The sequence below is a fragment of the Bradyrhizobium sp. LB8.2 genome, from assembly GCF_040548035.1.
Taxonomy (GTDB): Bacteria; Pseudomonadota; Alphaproteobacteria; order Rhizobiales; family Xanthobacteraceae; genus Bradyrhizobium.
Genome location: NZ_JBEPQV010000003.1, coordinates 1 through 15658, shown reverse-complemented (window position 1 = coordinate 15658; position 15658 = coordinate 1). Strand labels below are relative to the sequence as shown.

Genomic DNA, 15658 nt, shown 5'->3' with positions numbered 1-15658 from the left:
TATTCTCCGCTATAACTGCGGATAATAATCTTGCGGATGCGGCGAATACTCCCCATAATCACCGCAAAAGGTGCGGAGAATGACGAAATACATCTATGAACGTTCAGATTGGCCCGATTTCCGATGGAATCACGAGGCCCTCGCTCAGCAACTGGCCGCAGTACGTCACCGGCAAGGACGGCTAATCGGCCGCATGCAGGCGCTTGGCTTCCCTTTACGGGAAGAGGCGGTCTTGAAAACACTGACCGAGGATGTTCTTAAATCCAGTGAGATTGAAGGCGAGATTCTGGACAAGGATCAAGTCCGGTCTTCCATCGCCCGTCGCCTGGGGATGGACGTCGGCGCACTTCCGCCCGCCGACCGCAACGTCGACGGCGTCGTGGAGATGATGCTTGACGCTACACAGCGGTTCAAAGAGCCGCTCACCGACGAGCGATTATTCGGCTGGCACGGGGCGCTCTTTCCGACCGGGCGCAGCGGCTTAAGCAAAATCAAAGTCGGCGCATGGCGGGATGCGGCCTCCGGTCCCATGCAGGTTCTCTCGGGCCCTTATGGTCGCGAGAAGGTCCATTACGAAGCCCCCGGCGCCGAGCGCCTAAGCCAAGACATGGTGGCCTTTCTTGCCTGGTACAACGCGGATGACAAACTTGATCCCGTTATCAAGGCCGCGCTCGCGCAACTGTGGTTCGTGACCATCCATCCATTCGACGATGGCAATGGGCGAATTGCACGCGCGATCGCCGACATGTCGCTTGCGCGATCAGAAGGTAGTTCGCAACGCTTCTACAGTATGTCGGCTCAGATCCGGGTGGAGCGGAATGCCTATTACGACATGCTCGAAGCCACGCAGAAAGGCGACCTCGATGTCACCCAATGGCTTGAATGGTTTCTCGCGTGCCTGGATCGCGCCTTCGACGGCGCGGAGGCGATCCTTGCACATGTCTTCAGGAAAGCCGCGTTCTGGAAGCAACATGCCGAGGCCGTGCTCAACAAACGACAGCGCGATATTCTCAATCGCCTCCTCGACGGATTCGAGGGCAAGCTGACATCGTCCAAATATGCCAAGATCGAAAAATGCTCGGCCGATACCGCACTACGCGACATCAGCGAGTTGGTCGATCACGGCATCCTTACGAAAGACGAGGGGGGCGGCCGCAATACGAGTTACTCGCTCACGGAGATCAAGGCCGATGACTGATCCGCATGCGCCAGAGACTTTTGAAAGCTGGGGTAGTTATTGGCATTTCCGGTTTGAATCCTCGCGCCGCACCCGCTTTATTCGTTCCGAGAACAGTGAGCGTTTCCTTCGAGCCGTTTCCGATACCTGCTCTGACCGGGCCGTCGAATTGAAGAAGGATCGCATATTCTGGAGAGCGCAGCTGGGGCATGACTGGCAACTCGAAGAACAAATCGCCGAGGAAATTCCGGCGCCGTTTGGCAGAGAGCGAATGAAGCCTCTCGCTGATCGCGCTTATGAAGGGCGTATAAATCCCAAGGGAGTACCGTGTCTCTACCTTGCAACAACGCGCCAAACCGCCATGTCCGAGGTCAGGCCGTGGATCGGATCGCTTATTTCCGTTGCCCAGTTTCGGCTGGAGCGCTCCCTGTCGATCATCGACTGCTCCGTAGATCATGCCGCGACGCCCATCTTTCTTGAGCCCCCCGACAATACCAACATCGTTAAAGCCAATTGGGCATATATCGACCGGGCGTTCGCCGAGCCAGCCACCCGAATGGATGACACCGCCGAGTACGTGCCGACGCAAATATTGGCTGAGTTGTTCAGAAGCAAAGGATATGATGGCGTAGCTTATAAGAGCGCCTTCGGTGCCGACGGCTACAATATCGCTCTTTTCGATATTGATAGCGCCGTTCAGCTAAATTGCTTTTTGTATAAGGCCAACAAGATCGATTTCGATTTTTCCGAGACCGCAAACCCTTATTTTATAACGCGACCAACCGATAATTGATGACCGAAAACCGCACCGTTGCACAACTCCTATAGGACTATGCGGCAATTCTCGACGAATTGCGGGACAGGGAAATCGTTCGCAGCGCCAATAATCCGCTCAGCGACTACGCGGAGCTGTTGTTTTGTAATGCTTACGGCTGGGAGCGCGAGGGCAACTCTGCGTCCGGGCACGATGCAATCGATATATCCGGGGCGCGCTACCAAATTAAAGCGCGCCGCATCACGCCGCATAATCGATCGCGTCAATTCAGCGCGATACGAAATCTGGACAAGAGACCCTTCGACTTTCTCGCCGGGCTTCTTTCGAAAAGGAGCAGAAGCGGCGCCAGCTTGAACAGGCGAAGGAAGAGACTGCCAGGCAGAAGGGCCGTGAACGCCGTCAGCAGGCGGTCGACAAGGCGCAGGCTGCGCTGGACAAGGCTGAGCAAGAGCACGCGAAGCGGGCCGCCGCCATCCAGGCCGAGGTCGAGGCGCTCGAGAAGAGATCGCAAGCCGAAAAAGCCCGCTGGGACAAGGAGAAGGAGCGATTGGAAGCTGCGCTGCGGCGTGCGCGGGGTTAGTTTCCGTCATGCCCGGCGCCGGTCCTTCTAATCAGGAGGGCATTCTGGGCAAGTATCACCAATCGAGTTCAGCACGTCGCAAACCTCGGCCGCCGCTGCATCAGGGAGGCGCCTGCGGGCGGGTCACCACGGGCGATATCGAAGGCCCGCTCTCTTGCATGCGGATCGGCGCGGTCCTGCATCCAGCCGTGCTCCTCGCACTCGCGGATGGCGCCAGCCTCCCGGAGCACGTCAATCGCCCATCCGCGCGTCGTCCGTATCGCCGGTCTTCGTTCACTTGTCATCAGCATAGGAACAGCTCCTGATACGGCGAATCGCTTTGTCCGTTATTCGTTCCGGCTGCTAGCACATGGCTGGGATTCGCAATGGCAGGAACTCAGGGTTTGGAGTGCTACCGCCCGCGAACCCGCGAGAAAATCCAAAGCCTCAGCTAGCGCTTCATTTCCGTTTGTACGCGTCCGGCAAGTGCCGGACCGGGCTCTCGTGAACCGAGCCGCGTCGCGTCTCGGCCGTGCGGCTTCGATCCCTCGCGCAGAATAATGTGTCGCTCGCCGGAGGCACTCGCTCTCGGTCCCGCCGTCATTTCATTCCGGCGTCGCTATCACTGCCCTTCGTTCGGGCGCCTTCTTAACCGGTCTCGCGACTGCACTCGGTCCCGGGTCCCGCCGCTACGCGTCGGCGCTATGCTGACCCTCCTGCGGGTGCCTTTTTCTCTGCCGGGCATGGCTTGCACCAGCCAACATGCCCCATCTTCTAGATCTAAGGGGCTCCGCCCCTCGCGCGCGCCAGGGTAAAGCGCCGGCTCGTGCCGGCGCCGATCCGAGCGGTCTCCCCAGTCTTCCGCGCTTTCTCAGATTCTCAACACTGGAAATCCTGGCACGCGCTTGTGCAGACCCGCTCTTCGAGCGGCCCTCTCGGGCGGGCGATCCCCCTCCGCTCGGGTCGCCCTGGCACTTGCTACCCCTGGTCTCGCCGACGGGCAGGGGCGCAGGCGCGGAGTGCGCCCTGCACCCATGAAAGCAAAAGGAGATCGATCATGTCGGCCAAGCACGTTGAACAACTCCCCGAGAACGGAACGCAAGTTCTCATTCCGCTCAACAAGCTCAAGAAGTCCCCGAAGAATGCACGCAAGACGCCGCACAGCGATGCGGCGATCGAGGCCTATGCGGCGAGCATCGCCGCCAAGGGTATTCTGCAAAATCTGGTCGTCGAGCCGGAGGTCGATGGAGAGGGGACCGCTACGGGTTTCTATTTTGTGACCATCGGCGAGGGCAGGCGGCTTGCCCAGCTTCTGCGGGTGAAGCGGAAGGAAATCAAGAAGACCGAGCCGATTCGGTGCATCGTCGATACCGCGAACGATCCGCACGAAACCCGGGAAAACATGCATCCGGCCGATCAGTTCGAGGCGTTCAAGAAGCTGGCGGAAGAGCGCGGCTTCGGTGCCGAAGAAATCGCCGCCCGCTTCGGTGTGACGCCGCATGTGGTACGGAAGCGCCTGCGGTTGGGCGCAGTCTCTCCGAAGCTGATGCAGGTCTATCGCGAGGGCGATCTGGCCCTTGAGCAGTTGATGGCCTTTGCCATCACCGATGATCACGCCCGGCAGGAAAGTGTTTATGAGCGGCTATCCTATAACCGGGATGCCAGCACCATCCGTCGCATGCTCACCGAAACCCATGTGGTCGCAACCGACCGCCGCGCGCGCTTTGTCGGTATCGAAGCGTACACCGAAGCAGGCGGCTCGATCCTTCGGGACCTCTTCACCGAGGATCGCGGCGGCTATCTGGAAGACGTGGCGCTGCTTGATTTGCTGGTCACGGCAAAGCTTGGTCGCGAAGCCGATGCGGTCCGGGCGGCCGAGGGATGGAAATGGACGGAAGCCCATCTCGATTTCCCACACGCCCACGGCATGCGGCGGACCTATCCGCATCCGGTCGAGCTTTCGGTGGATGATCAGGCCGCTCTTGCAACGGTACAAAAAGAATTCGACGGCCTCACCGAAAAGCACCAGACCGCCGACGAACTTCCCGATGAAGTGGATGCCCGGTTCGGCGAACTTGAGGCCGAGATCGAGCGGCTGGAGGCCAAGCGGCAGGCGTACGACCGCGACGACGTTGCGCGCGGCGGTGCATTCGTGATCCTCAATCACGATGGTGCCGTGCGGATCGAGCGCGGTTTCATCCGGCCCGCGGACGAAAAGCCGCAATCCGAAGCGGAGCAAACCGCAGAAGCTTCAGCGACAGGCGATCCGGAGCTAGATGATCAGGCAGTACAAGATGAAAGCGGGGAGGGTGCAGGTGCAGCCAACGAGGAAGAAGACGACCGCCCATTGGCTGACGTTCTCGTTCGCGACCTCACCCCGCATCGAACCTTGGCCTCCGGCTTAATCTGAGTGAACAGCCGGAAGTCGCCATCGTTGCGGTTACCCATGCACTCGCTGCGCAAATCTTCTATCTCGGCGCGGACGCCCATGTCGTCGGTATCCAACCAATCAAGACGGATTTGGCAGGCCATGCGGACGGGATCGAGGACACGCCCGCCGGCAAGGCTTGGGCGGACCGCCACGCCAATTGGGCAAGGCAGATACCGCGCGAAGTCACGAGCCTCTGGGCGTTCGTCGCCGAGCTTGATCCCGACAGCCGCATGGCCTTGTTCGCCCATTGTGTCGCGCTGACCGTCAACGCGGTCAAACTGCCGTGGGAGCGAAGGCCCCGCGCTTTGGCAACAGCCGACCGCCTGGCGGAAGTCGTTTCCCTCGACATGACCGGCTACTGGCGGCCGACCGTGCGCAGCTATCTCGGTCGCGTCACCAAGGCACGCATTCTGGAGGCTGTCTGCGACGGTGTGAGCGGCGAGGCTGCCGAGCGGATGGCAGATATGAAGAAGGTCGATATGGCGGAAGCAGCCGAGCAGTTGCTGAGCGCGACAGACCGGCTGCCTCCTCTGCTGAGGACAGCAAAGCCGCAAGAGCGCACCGATGTACAAGGCGGTGACGCTTATTCGGAGGCTGCCGAGTGATTTTTTGGCCGGGGCCGCGCATGCGGCCCCGGCCATCTGCGGCCAATTCAATTGAGGCAAAGCAGCGACTCAGAGACGCAAGCGCGCACCTGGACGACGGAGCACGGGCCGTTCCGATCAGTGCCGATCGTAGCGAGCCGCTGACACAGGATCGTCGTCTAGCCCCCTTCATCAGCAACGATGGGCCCTTCGCCGGGTCCTTGATCAATCGACTGCCGCCGTCCGGATTGTATTTCGGCGGGGGCCATCTACCAGCGGCGCTCCGATGCGCCACGACCGCATGCGAAATTGGTCGCTCATCGTTCTCTTTGGCGTGTCTTTACCGCCGTTGATGCTTGGGCGTCAGCGTGTGTTCGACCGATCAAGCCGGGTCCTTGTGCTGCTTGATTGCCGGCAGCCATGGTGGTCTCCGCCAGTTCTTTCACGGGCGGCGTCCAACGCAACCTCGAATGGGCTGATCAAGCCCGAGGGACGGCAAGAGCCTCGATCGCCTTCCCGCAACGGCTACGCCTGCTTTTTTCCCCTGCCGCAAAAGAGGCGGCATTCCTCGCGGAAAGCAAAAAAGCAGGCTTACCGCCGTCCTCCGCTGCGCTGCGGGCCTGACGGCTGCGGGCCGATCGCTCCCCGGGCCAAGGATCGCCATCGAGGCCGCGATGGGCGCGGCCCGAGCAACCAACGGAGACCACCATGGCTACCATCGGCACTTTCACCGCTTCGGACAACGGCTACGTCGGCTCGATCAAGACGCTGACGCTCAACATCAAGGCAAGGTTCGCCCCGTCCGAAAAGGACAACGACAAGGCGCCCGACTTCCGAATCTTCGCCGGTACCACCGAATTCGGTGCCGCCTGGAAAAAGACCGCCCGCGAGACCGAACGCGAATACCTCTCGGTCAAGCTCGATGATCCGAGCTTCCCGGCGCCGATCTACGCCTCGCTGGTGAAGGTCGAGGGCGACGAGGGCTTCACCCTGATCTGGTCTCGCCGCAACGGCGACTGATCCATCCGGATCATCCGCCCCGCCTCTTCGGAGGCGGGGCTTTTTGCGTTTTTGTTACCGCCTGGCAGGGAGGAGGAAGAGCAATTTTTTGGAAGTGAATCGCTAAGGGCTCCGCCCTCGCGCGGGCAAGGGTAAAGCACGCTGTGCGTGCCGGCCGGAGCGGTATCCCCGGTCTTCCGCGCCATGATTCATGACGACCAAAGTCGTCAAGGCGCGTGCAGACGCGCGCTTATCAAGCGCGCCCTTATCAGGCGGGTGATCCCCCTCCGCTTCGGCCGCCCTTGCCCTTGCTACCCCAGGTCTCGCCGACGGGCAGGGTTGCAGCGCAGCGCTGCGCTTCAACTCAGCCCATAGGAGAAACGACCATGAGCATGATGACTTTATCGCAAAGCGAACAACCGGTGTCCGGCGGCTTTCGTGTGGACGTGTCGCGCGGCCAACGGATTGGCCGTGTGTCGTCGGAATGGTTCTCACGACCGGATGACGAACGTTATTTGAACCTGCCCGACCTCTATAACGCCGTGCGCAGCCGCGCCGAGTGCGCGCAAGCGCGGACGGTGGAAAGCCGGGCCATCCGGGTGGAGGCCAACAGCAACAATTCCGAGCGACTGGCCTTAATGGTACCGGGACGTGACGAGCCCGTTGTGCCCACCCATTGGAGCTTTGGCCAGTTGTGCACGCTGGTCGGCGCGCCAACGTCCTATTTGCGGCAGCTTCCCGCAGCTCTGTCAGGCATCAACCTGCAACATGGCTTGCTGTCACACCGCGCCGAGCTCGTGAAAACCCTCGAGGCCGATAACGGGCGGATCGAGCTTCGTGCTGTTACCGGACCGGACTACGGCCGTATCTGGGACCATGAACTTGTCGCCGCTGTGACGAGGATAGCAGGCAACGGCACCGGCGATACCCGGTGGAAAGTGCCGGGCGTGCTGGATTGGTCCACGATGACCCACAATCCCTTTGTGGAAGTGACCAAGGACACGACGACGCTTTACGCCAGCGACCGCGACGTATTCCTGTTTCTGGTCGATGACACCAATCCGATCGAGGCGGGGCGACTGCGAGACGGATCGCCGGATTTGTATTTCCGGGGATTCTACTGCTGGAACAGCGAAGTCGGCAGCAAGACGCTGGGCATTGCGAGCTTCTACCTCCGGGCCGTCTGCATGAACCGCAATCTATGGGGTGTGGAGAATTTCGAGCAAATCACGATCCGGCATTCGAAATTCGCCGCACAACGTTTCGCACATGAGGCGGCGCCAGCGCTGACGAGCTTTGCCAATTCCTCGCCCGCGCCATTCGTGGCCGGGATCAAGGCCGCGCGAGAGCGAATCGTTGCTCGCACGGACGAGGACCGAGAAAACTTTCTCCGCAAGGGCGGATTTTCCAAGTCGGAGACGACGAAGATCATCGAGACCGTTCTAGGCGAGGAGAACCGCAAGCCGGAAAGCATCTTTGATTTCGTGCAGGGGATTACGGCGCTGGCCCGCACCAAATCGCACCAGGATGCAAGGCTTGAACTCGAAGGGAAGGCAAAGCGCTTGATGGAGCGCGCCATCTGAGGGGACGAGCCGCGCAATCGGAACCGGTTGCGCGGCTACTTCCCGATAGCCTATGCGTTGCCGCCGGTCCGGCAGGCCGGACCGGCGGCAACGACGCGTGTCCGCGTCCGGCGCTCGCCGGGCCTTCGGCCCGGCTCGCGATAACAAAGGAACAAACTAGAAAGTGAGACAGTCGGCATCCAGCCACTGCCAAGGTGGAAGAGCCGGTAACAGTTACTTCTTTTTGCGATCCGGTCGGATCGGTTTGCGACCCTTGGGTAATGTCTTGGGCGTCGTCGCTCCTTTAGGCGGCTGGAGGAAGAATTCCGATAACTGAACACCAAGCGTTTCCGCCAATCGGTCCAGCAGATCAATCGTCGGGTTCTCCGATTGCCGTTCGAGACCGCTCATGTATGAGCGATCGATCCCGGCATCGTATGCCAATTGCTCTTGCGGAATGCCGCGATCGACGCGTATCCGGCGGACATTCCAGGCCACGAGCGCACGAGCTTTCATGCGCAAAAGCAGCCATTTGGTAGGCCATCAAACCACTGGCTATAACCGATCTATTTCGATAGTTTAGTCCATAAGATAGGCTCAGGCTTCAATGAAGTGCCGTATGCTACATGAATAGACCGCCAGTGGACCCCGACGTTGCAGATGCGGCGCCAAATGAATCGGCGATGACGACCTATGACGAACAGCATGTCGTCACGTACATTCGCCTTCTGCAGGCGGAGGGTGAGGGAGCGGACTGGCGGGAGGTGGCTCGTATCGTCCTACATATCGATCCGGAGCGAGAGCCTGATCGTGCGCGTACTGCATATCAGAGTCATCTTGCGCGCGCCAAATGGGTGACCGAGCAGGGGCGCCTCTTGCGTGGCGCCGGCTCAAAATAGAAGAAAATCGCTGACTGAAGACTTGCAGCCAGAACTATTTTCTTCCGCTAACCGGTGGTCATTCTTATGCACCACGTGGTGCCAAACTAGGGGCTTCCTACAACCGCTTCGTTCATAACTATTGCGCCGCAATCCTTGTTAGCTGCGTGCAATGGGGCGGAAACAATGCCTGAATTCGACTGGCGATCGCCGGATTCATTTAAGAGCCTAGAGAACGCTGAGATCACTGAAATCGCCTGGGTAGGCCTTCGTATGAACGTGGACTATCAGCGTGACTACGATGCGATCATCGCTAGCAGCTCAGATGGCGGGGTGACCGAGGAATTCAGGAGGAGGTGGGGCCTCTGCTTTCGCGCATGACCCGCAAAGGTCGTTCCGCGAGCAGACAATCTTTTGGGCGCCCGAGGTTCTGCCGACCGTCGTTCCGGTCGCTGTAACCACTTCAACGCTTGGTCAAGGCCCAACGTCTCAGCCACCGTTTGATCTTGCAACTGGCCACGTGCGCCGTGCCGCTGACGGCTGGCACGCCGTGCTGCAAATCGGTTCGGCGGAGCATCGCATCTGGTCGAAACAGCCGCTGACCGCAGGCGCTCGCTATGCGGCTGAGTTGCCATTTGACCGCGATTTCGAGGCGCGCGCGCATGCCGCCACGCGGCTGTGGCGCGCGATGAATGGACGCGCGCCAGGACCTCCGTTTCATCGCGTGCCCAAACAGCGGCGCGAACGACTGTGCGCAGCTCTTCGCGCGGTCGCCGCGTATCTCGCCGGCGCGACTTATCGCAGCATCGCAGAAGCTTTGTTTGGCAACGCGCGCATATCGGATCGTGGTTGGAAAACACACGATCTGCGCAGCCGAACCCGTCGCCTTGTACAAAGCGGCCTCGCATTTGTGCGCGGCGGCTATCGCAAGCTGCTTCGGCCCAGGCGTAGGGACGAGTAGCGCCCTTCCTGGGGTGCCGAAAATCGACCCCCCGATCGGCATCCCCCTCCGAGACTGCGCTTCTCCATGATGACCGCACACACGCCGGCGCCGCCATACGCGGTGCGCCGTCACCTTGGAGTGCTCAAATGCCCGATCCGATGGCCGGACTGCCCCCGCGCTTCCTGCGTACACCGGAGGCCGCGCGATATCTTGGCCTCTCCGGTCGCACACTTGAGAAGCACCGCACGTACGGTACTGGGCCAACGTATCGGAAGATCGGCGGGCGCGTCGTCTACGCTCTGGATGATCTGAAAGCATGGGCTGATCTCGGCGCCAAGACGTCAACCTCGGATCCCGGCAGGGGCACTGTGCTGCCGGCCAAGAAGCACCCGGGTCTGCGCCCGTATGCGGGCCAAGAACGTCGCTGATCGCCGCGTGAGAGCAGTGAAAATGCGGCGCAAACACCATTCCGAGCGTGACCAGCTTGAGCTCTTTCGGGCGCTGCCCGGCGATCTCGCGCCGCGCGACGCGCAGGATCTGATGGCTTATCCATTCTTCTCGCTCGCAAAAACAAGGCGGATTGTACCGATCGATTTCCGTACCGGTGCGATCGCAATTCGTGTCGAAGCCGTGCCGGAACACGGCATGGCAACCATCTGGGATGCGGACGTTCTGATCTGGGCCGCTTCCCAGATCGTCGAAGCCCGTGACGCCGGATTGAAGACGTCGCGCCTGATGGCTGCAACGCCTTACGAGATTCTGACGTTTGTCGGCCGCGGCACCAGCGCACGCGACTATGACCGGCTGAAGGCGGGTCTCGACAGACTTCAGTCAACGACCGTGCTGACATCGATCCGCCAGCCGGCAGAGCGGCGACGGCATCGCTTCTCCTGGATCAACGAGTGGAAGGAGACGGCCGATGCAAGTGGTCGTCCATTTGGGCTCGAGCTGATCCTGCCGGACTGGTTCTACGCGGGCGTCATCGATGACGCGCTCGTGCTGACGATTGATCGCGCCTATTTCAATCTGACGGGCGGACTTGAGCGGTGGCTCTACCGGCTCGTGCGCAAGCACGGTGGGCGCCAGGAAGGTGGCTGGAGTTTTGACCTGGTGCACCTCCATGCCAAGTCCGGCATCCTCTCCCCGCTCAAGCATTTTGCCTACGACGTACGTCAGATCGTGCAGTGCCAGACATTGCCCGGCTATCAGCTCGTGCTCACACGCGACCCGAACGGCACCGAGCGTCTGAACTTCGCGCCAACGCCCGTCGGTCCACTAACGGCGCGCCTGCGCCGGCGCGGTCTCATTCGAAATTCGGAGGACAACCTGTGAATCAGCTCGTGCTATCGGGGACCGCAACCCGCGTGCTATCGGGGACCCGATCCTCGTGCTATCGGGGACCGGAATCGAGCTTAACTGCTTGTTTTTCAGCGCTTTCCAGCCGCTCTAACTTTACTAACCAGAAATCCTTCGGATTTCTTCTAACGGACCAGACCACAAGCCGCATTGGGGGCGAGTCGCAACGGCGGGCCGTCAGTCCTGCTTGCCTTCAGAAGCCGCATACGCACTTCACTGACTGCAAAGCTCACGGCTACCGGTCCCAGCTTCGAGGAGCGGCAGCATGAGCGACCTCACCGAAGTGGAAGTGTTGTGGCTCGAGAAGCGCATCGAAAACCGTATTCGGTTCGGTCGTATCGTCAAGGAACGGAAGCTTGATCGCCATCGGCACGTCCTGTCATTTGCGCCCGGCAGCATCTTTGCCTTCGTCCGTTGGACCTCCAACGACTTCGGCACGATCATTTCGCAGGTCGACATCTTGCGCGCGGTCGCGCCGGGACAGCGCTGCTCGACTGTGCCGTATGTGACGCCCGGCGGCGAGATTTTGCTGCGACTCTCCGGCTGGCCAAAGGTCGAACGCGTGCTGCAAATGACCGATGCCATCGAGGCGCTCGCCATCGATCCAGCCGACGTCGCTCCCGATCATTGGCATCACGTTCATAACCGTCTGTCCGTCAACGAAAACCCGCGTCCCTACACGAAGGCGCGCCACCAGGCTTGGCTCCATCGCCAGAGAGTAATGCGATGACGAGCCGCCTGATAACGCTGACCACGATGTTTGCGGTAGCTGGCGCACTTGTCGCGACAATCGTGCTGGACCCGCTTCCGCTCTACATCTGGAATGCATCGGCGAGCGTGCCGGTCGGCCTCTATCGTTTACGGCCAGCGATGCGCTTCCATGTCACCGAGCTGGTCGCGGTTCAGCCGCCGGATCCGCTCACGACTTTCCTCGACCTGAACGGCTATCTGCCGGTCGGCGTCCCCATGCTCAAGCGGGTCTTGGCGCTGCCGGGGCAGACGGTCTGCAGAAGCGGTCTCACTATTTCGGTTGACGGCATTGAAATGGGCGAGGCGCGAGATCGCGACGGGCGCGGGCGGCCGTTGCCGAAATGGCAGGGTTGTCGGGTGGTTGGCGACGGCGAGCTGTTCCTCATGAACTGGCAGTCGGATGACTCCCTTGACGGCCGATATTTTGGTTTCCTTCCGGCGTCGGCCGTGATCGGCCGTGCCCTCCCGGTGTGGACGTGGGAGGAATGATCGTGCGTGTTTTGCGCTTCCGTCCTGCCATTCCTCTGTTCGATCAAGTGCAGGACCATTCCTCCGTCCCGACCAAAGCTTGCAAGGCCGACGCGAGCAGCGGCGGTCCAGGGCGGCCGAAAGGCCGGCGCGAAGCGGCTTCAACCTGGACGGGCGCGAGCACGGCGGCACGCTTGCGTTTGTCCGAGGGGAGCTTGCGCGCTGTCGTACCGTTGTTCATTGCGCTGACCGCGAGTAACGCCGCTGCTGTCGCCGAGACGCGACCCGCGGTGCCTTCGGCGCGTCATCGAGCTAGCGATCCGTTTGCGGAGTTTGTCGAGCAGGCCTCTCGCCGCTTCGGCGTGCCGGTCCGCTGGATACGCGCAGTCCTGGACGTCGAAAGCGACCAAGACGTGCGTGCGAGGTCCCCGAAAGGTGCCGTGGGACTGATGCAGATCATGCCAGAGACATGGGCAGAGCTACGTCTGCGCTACGACCTCGGCGGCGATGCCTACGATCCCCATGACAACATTCTTGCGGGGACAGCGTACCTTCGCGAGCTGCACGACCGGTACGGTTTACCGGGCTTCCTAGCGGCCTACAATGCAGGACCTACTCGCTACGAAGAGCACCTGGCCGGCCGTCCATTGCCCGCTGAAACCCAGATAGATCTGCAGAAGCTTGTGCCGATCATCGGTGGCGACATTGCAGGTTCCTCTGCAATCGCGAGTCTGCGGTCCTCGATGGGAGCGCTCTTCGTGGCGCGCTCTGAAAGCTCGAAGACCGCTGCCGGGCTGCAACCTGGGAGTCCCTCGAACCGAGCTCCGACGACTACCTCCGTTCAGGACACCTCGGCCATTGTGCCACGGGCAACAGGGTTGTTCGTCGCGCGATCTGACGTGGGAGGCTCGCGACGAGCGAATGCGCAAGCTCGCCTGCATTAGTGCGGCTTGGCGAGGAATGGGCGGAAAGACAAGCGCAGTGGGGAGGCACGACAGCACGACAGCAGGACGGCGAGATAAAAGGGGCTCGCCGGTCGAACCGCAAGCCATTGACATGGCTTGGGTTCGGCCGTGCCGGTCGGTCGGGGCACGTGCCGCGCCTTGCGTTTTCAACAATGCCATCAAGACCATTTTCGGCACTGTAGGCGCTTTCGCTCGCTTGGAGCGCCGGCCATGACCGCAGGTGATAGCGAACTGCGTATTCGACCCGGGCGCATCCGCAGCACACGCGCGCCAAAGCCAAAGAGTTTTATTAACCAGGTGATACGCGCCGCGAAGAAAGCCGGCCACACCTCGGGTCGAGCTGGGGCGGGCAAGCGTTCTGCAGCCTACGGGCGCTCCACCTTCGGGCGCGGCCGGCTTTCCTTTAGCCGCAGCCGGTTATTCAGCCCGGCGCGGCGAGTTGTGGTGAAGGCGCGTGTTGTTCGCCACAAAGGACGAGCCTTCCGCTCAGCACCACTGACGGCTCATCTCTCATATCTGAAGCGCGATGGCGTGACCCGGAGTGGCGAGCGGGCGGAGATGTTTGATGCCGGCAGCGACCGTGCCGATGGCGCGGCTTTCGCGGAACGGTGCCAGGACGACCGCCATCATTTCAGGTTCATCGTCTCGCCTGAGGACGCCGGCGAGATGACCGACCTCAGGGCCTTCACCCGCGACCTCGCCAAGCAGATGGAGACCGATCTCGGCACACGGCTCGATTGGGTGGCCGTCGATCACTGGAACACGGACAATCCTCACGTCCATCTTCTCGTTCGGGGAGTTGACGAAGAAAGCGCCGATCTCGTGATCTCCCGCGACTACATCAGCCGGGGCCTCCGTTCACGCGCCGAGGAACTAGTCGCCATCGAACTGGGACCAAGGCCGGAGCACGAAATCCGCAATTCTCTGGAACGGGAAGTCACGGCAGAGCGATGGACACGACTAGATCAGCAGATCCGGGTGGCAGCCGACGAAACCGGCTACATCGATCTTCGCCCCGCGAATCCCAGCCGTTCGGATCCCGAGATCCGGCGCCTGATGGTTGGCCGCCTTCAACACCTGGAAAAGATGGGCCTCGCGGCATCAGCTGCTCCAGGGGAATGGATGGTCGGGGTGGAAGCCGAGCGTAACCTGCGCGACCTCGGCATGCGCGGCGATATCATCAAGACCATGCACCGTGCCTTCACCGAGCGTGGGGAAGCGCGCGGCGTTTCCGACTACGTCATCGAAGGGGGACAGCCGATGTCCCAGATCGTCGGACGGCTGGTCGATCGGGGATTGCATGACGAACTGCCTGGCGAGGCCTATGCCGTGATCGACGGAATAGACGGACGCGCGCACCACATCCGCTTCCGCGGAATTGAGGCCTTCGAACATGCACCGCCGGTCGGCGGAATTGTCGAAGTGCGACGCGTCGGTCAAGCCCGGCGATCCGCGCCCCGCCCTGGTGCTGGCGATCCGCTCCGATCTCGATCTCGGTGAACAGATCACCGCGAAAGGGGCGACCTGGCTCGACCACCGCTTGGTCGAGCGCGACCCCATGCCACTCGCCATGGGGGGATTCGGCCGCGAGACCCGCGACGCCATGGAGGCGCGTGCCGAGCATCTGGTTCGGGAAGGCCTCGCGCGGCGGCAGGGCCAGCGCATCATCTTCCAGCGCGACCTCCTGAACACGCTACGCCGACGCGAGTGGGACGAGGTGGGAACAGGGATCGCTGCCGAGACTGGGCTTCCGTACGTGAAGGGGGCCTCCGGTGAACACGTGGCAGGCACCTATCGCCAGCGCCTGACGCTCGCCTCGGGACGCTTCGCCATGATCGATAACGGGCTCGGCTTCCAGCTCGTACCCTGGTCGCGCGAGCTCGAAAAGAGGCTCGGCCAGCACGTCACCGGCATCGTGAAGGACGGCGGCGGCATTGAATGGGGTTTTGGTCGCAAGCGCGACCTGGGCCTCTAGCAGTCTGCTGAAAAATCTTGAAATGGAGAATTTTCATTTTTCCGCCGGTCGTTTTTGGAGCGGCGCGGTAGAGTTGGATGTAATTTCGAGCTTGTTATTGAGTGTGCCCCGGCGCGGGGTGGCTATGCGGCGAGCAGTTTTGGAATTCGGATCAGGTTATAGGCGATCAGATTAAGCAGGAAGTCGGCGGCGACGCGAGCGATGCCCCGATGTTTGGTCTTGCGCATGGTGCCATG

General features: G+C 61.2%; 13 protein-coding genes and 3 pseudogenes. 14 read left to right on the top strand and 2 right to left on the bottom strand.

Annotated elements, in window-relative coordinates:
• Nucleotides 1–79 precede the first annotated feature (79 nt).
• Nucleotides 80–1198 carry a Fic family protein gene (locus ABIB06_RS04500; RefSeq protein WP_354068584.1) on the top strand — a complete coding sequence of 373 codons (1119 nt, stop codon included), beginning with the start codon at nt 80–82 and terminating at the stop codon, nt 1196–1198.
• Nucleotides 1191–1970 carry an RES family NAD+ phosphorylase gene (locus ABIB06_RS04495; RefSeq protein ID WP_354045050.1) on the top strand — a complete coding sequence of 260 codons (780 nt, stop codon included), beginning with the start codon at nt 1191–1193 and terminating at the stop codon, nt 1968–1970. Before ABIB06_RS04500 ends, ABIB06_RS04495 begins: the two co-directional genes overlap by 8 nt.
• Before the next feature lie 589 nt (nt 1971–2559).
• On the opposite strand, the pseudogene ABIB06_RS04490 reads toward ABIB06_RS04495, so the two are convergent.
• Nucleotides 2560–2822, bottom strand: a pseudogene (locus ABIB06_RS04490) (hypothetical protein).
• Nucleotides 2823–3568: 746 nt separating this feature from the next.
• Between ABIB06_RS04490 and ABIB06_RS04485 the strand changes: the two are divergent.
• The 3 genes and pseudogenes from ABIB06_RS04485 (at nt 3569) to ABIB06_RS04475 (ending at nt 8108) form a co-directional block, all read left to right on the top strand.
• A pseudogene (locus ABIB06_RS04485) lies at nt 3569–5547 on the top strand (ParB/RepB/Spo0J family partition protein).
• A 687-nt stretch (nt 5548–6234) separates the two neighbouring features.
• A complete protein-coding gene (locus ABIB06_RS04480) occupies nt 6235–6546 on the top strand; it encodes a DUF736 domain-containing protein (RefSeq protein ID WP_247407056.1) in 312 nt (103 codons plus the stop codon).
• Between the two features lie 371 nt (nt 6547–6917).
• Complete coding sequence (locus tag ABIB06_RS04475) at nt 6918–8108, top strand: DUF932 domain-containing protein (RefSeq protein WP_247447586.1); 1191 nt, start codon at nt 6918–6920, stop codon at nt 8106–8108.
• Between the two features lie 213 nt (nt 8109–8321).
• On the opposite strand, the gene ABIB06_RS04470 is transcribed toward ABIB06_RS04475, so the two are convergent.
• Entirely contained in the window at nt 8322–8603 is a 282-nt protein-coding gene (locus ABIB06_RS04470) for a helix-turn-helix domain-containing protein (RefSeq protein ID WP_247447572.1), read from the bottom strand.
• 110 nt (nt 8604–8713) lie between these two features.
• On the opposite strand from ABIB06_RS04470, the gene ABIB06_RS04465 reads away from it, so the two are divergent.
• The 9 genes and pseudogenes from ABIB06_RS04465 to ABIB06_RS04425 all read left to right on the top strand — a co-directional run bounded on the left by ABIB06_RS04465 (nt 8714) and on the right by ABIB06_RS04425 (nt 15422).
• Nucleotides 8714–8986, top strand: coding sequence for a DUF2285 domain-containing protein (locus ABIB06_RS04465; protein WP_247447573.1), 273 nt, complete (start codon nt 8714–8716; stop codon nt 8984–8986).
• A 165-nt stretch (nt 8987–9151) separates the two neighbouring features.
• On the top strand, nt 9152–9346 hold the full coding sequence (locus ABIB06_RS04460; RefSeq protein ID WP_247447574.1) for a transcriptional regulator domain-containing protein: 195 nt from the start codon (nt 9152–9154) through the stop codon (nt 9344–9346).
• Between the two features lie 169 nt (nt 9347–9515).
• A complete protein-coding gene (locus ABIB06_RS04455; protein ID WP_354045053.1) occupies nt 9516–9926 on the top strand; it encodes a DUF2285 domain-containing protein in 411 nt (136 codons plus the stop codon).
• A 128-nt stretch (nt 9927–10054) separates the two neighbouring features.
• Entirely contained in the window at nt 10055–10336 is a 282-nt protein-coding gene (locus tag ABIB06_RS04450) for a helix-turn-helix transcriptional regulator (RefSeq protein WP_247447575.1), read from the top strand.
• A gap of 22 nt (nt 10337–10358) precedes the next feature.
• A complete protein-coding gene (locus ABIB06_RS04445) occupies nt 10359–11240 on the top strand; it encodes a replication initiator protein A (protein WP_247447576.1) in 882 nt (293 codons plus the stop codon).
• Between the two features lie 289 nt (nt 11241–11529).
• Nucleotides 11530–11994, top strand: a complete 465-nt coding sequence (locus ABIB06_RS04440; protein ID WP_247447577.1) for a DUF2840 domain-containing protein — start codon at nt 11530–11532, stop codon at nt 11992–11994.
• Nucleotides 11991–12503, top strand: a complete 513-nt coding sequence (locus ABIB06_RS04435) for a S26 family signal peptidase (protein ID WP_354045056.1) — start codon at nt 11991–11993, stop codon at nt 12501–12503. Before ABIB06_RS04440 ends, ABIB06_RS04435 begins: the two co-directional genes overlap by 4 nt.
• Nucleotides 12500–13426, top strand: a complete 927-nt coding sequence (locus ABIB06_RS04430; protein ID WP_247447579.1) for a lytic transglycosylase domain-containing protein — start codon at nt 12500–12502, stop codon at nt 13424–13426. The genes ABIB06_RS04435 and ABIB06_RS04430 overlap by 4 nt, the downstream gene beginning before the upstream one ends.
• Before the next feature lie 231 nt (nt 13427–13657).
• Nucleotides 13658–15422 (top strand): annotated as a pseudogene (locus ABIB06_RS04425) (relaxase/mobilization nuclease domain-containing protein).
• Nucleotides 15423–15658: the final 236 nt, after the last annotated feature.

Coding starts and splice junctions, on each gene's coding strand:
- ABIB06_RS04430 (WP_247447579.1), top strand. CDS start 12,500: ATGATCGTGCGTGTTTTGCGCTTCCGTCCTGCCATTCCTCTGTTCGAT.
- ABIB06_RS04445 (WP_247447576.1), top strand. CDS start 10,359: ATGCGGCGCAAACACCATTCCGAGCGTGACCAGCTTGAGCTCTTTCGG.
- ABIB06_RS04480 (WP_247407056.1), top strand. CDS start 6,235: ATGGCTACCATCGGCACTTTCACCGCTTCGGACAACGGCTACGTCGGC.
- ABIB06_RS04450 (WP_247447575.1), top strand. CDS start 10,055: ATGCCCGATCCGATGGCCGGACTGCCCCCGCGCTTCCTGCGTACACCG.
- ABIB06_RS04435 (WP_354045056.1), top strand. CDS start 11,991: ATGACGAGCCGCCTGATAACGCTGACCACGATGTTTGCGGTAGCTGGC.
- ABIB06_RS04500 (WP_354068584.1), top strand. CDS start 80: ATGACGAAATACATCTATGAACGTTCAGATTGGCCCGATTTCCGATGG.
- ABIB06_RS04475 (WP_247447586.1), top strand. CDS start 6,918: ATGATGACTTTATCGCAAAGCGAACAACCGGTGTCCGGCGGCTTTCGT.
- ABIB06_RS04460 (WP_247447574.1), top strand. CDS start 9,152: ATGCCTGAATTCGACTGGCGATCGCCGGATTCATTTAAGAGCCTAGAG.
- ABIB06_RS04440 (WP_247447577.1), top strand. CDS start 11,530: ATGAGCGACCTCACCGAAGTGGAAGTGTTGTGGCTCGAGAAGCGCATC.
- ABIB06_RS04470 (WP_247447572.1), bottom strand. CDS start 8,603: ATGAAAGCTCGTGCGCTCGTGGCCTGGAATGTCCGCCGGATACGCGTC.
- ABIB06_RS04465 (WP_247447573.1), top strand. CDS start 8,714: ATGAATAGACCGCCAGTGGACCCCGACGTTGCAGATGCGGCGCCAAAT.
- ABIB06_RS04495 (WP_354045050.1), top strand. CDS start 1,191: ATGACTGATCCGCATGCGCCAGAGACTTTTGAAAGCTGGGGTAGTTAT.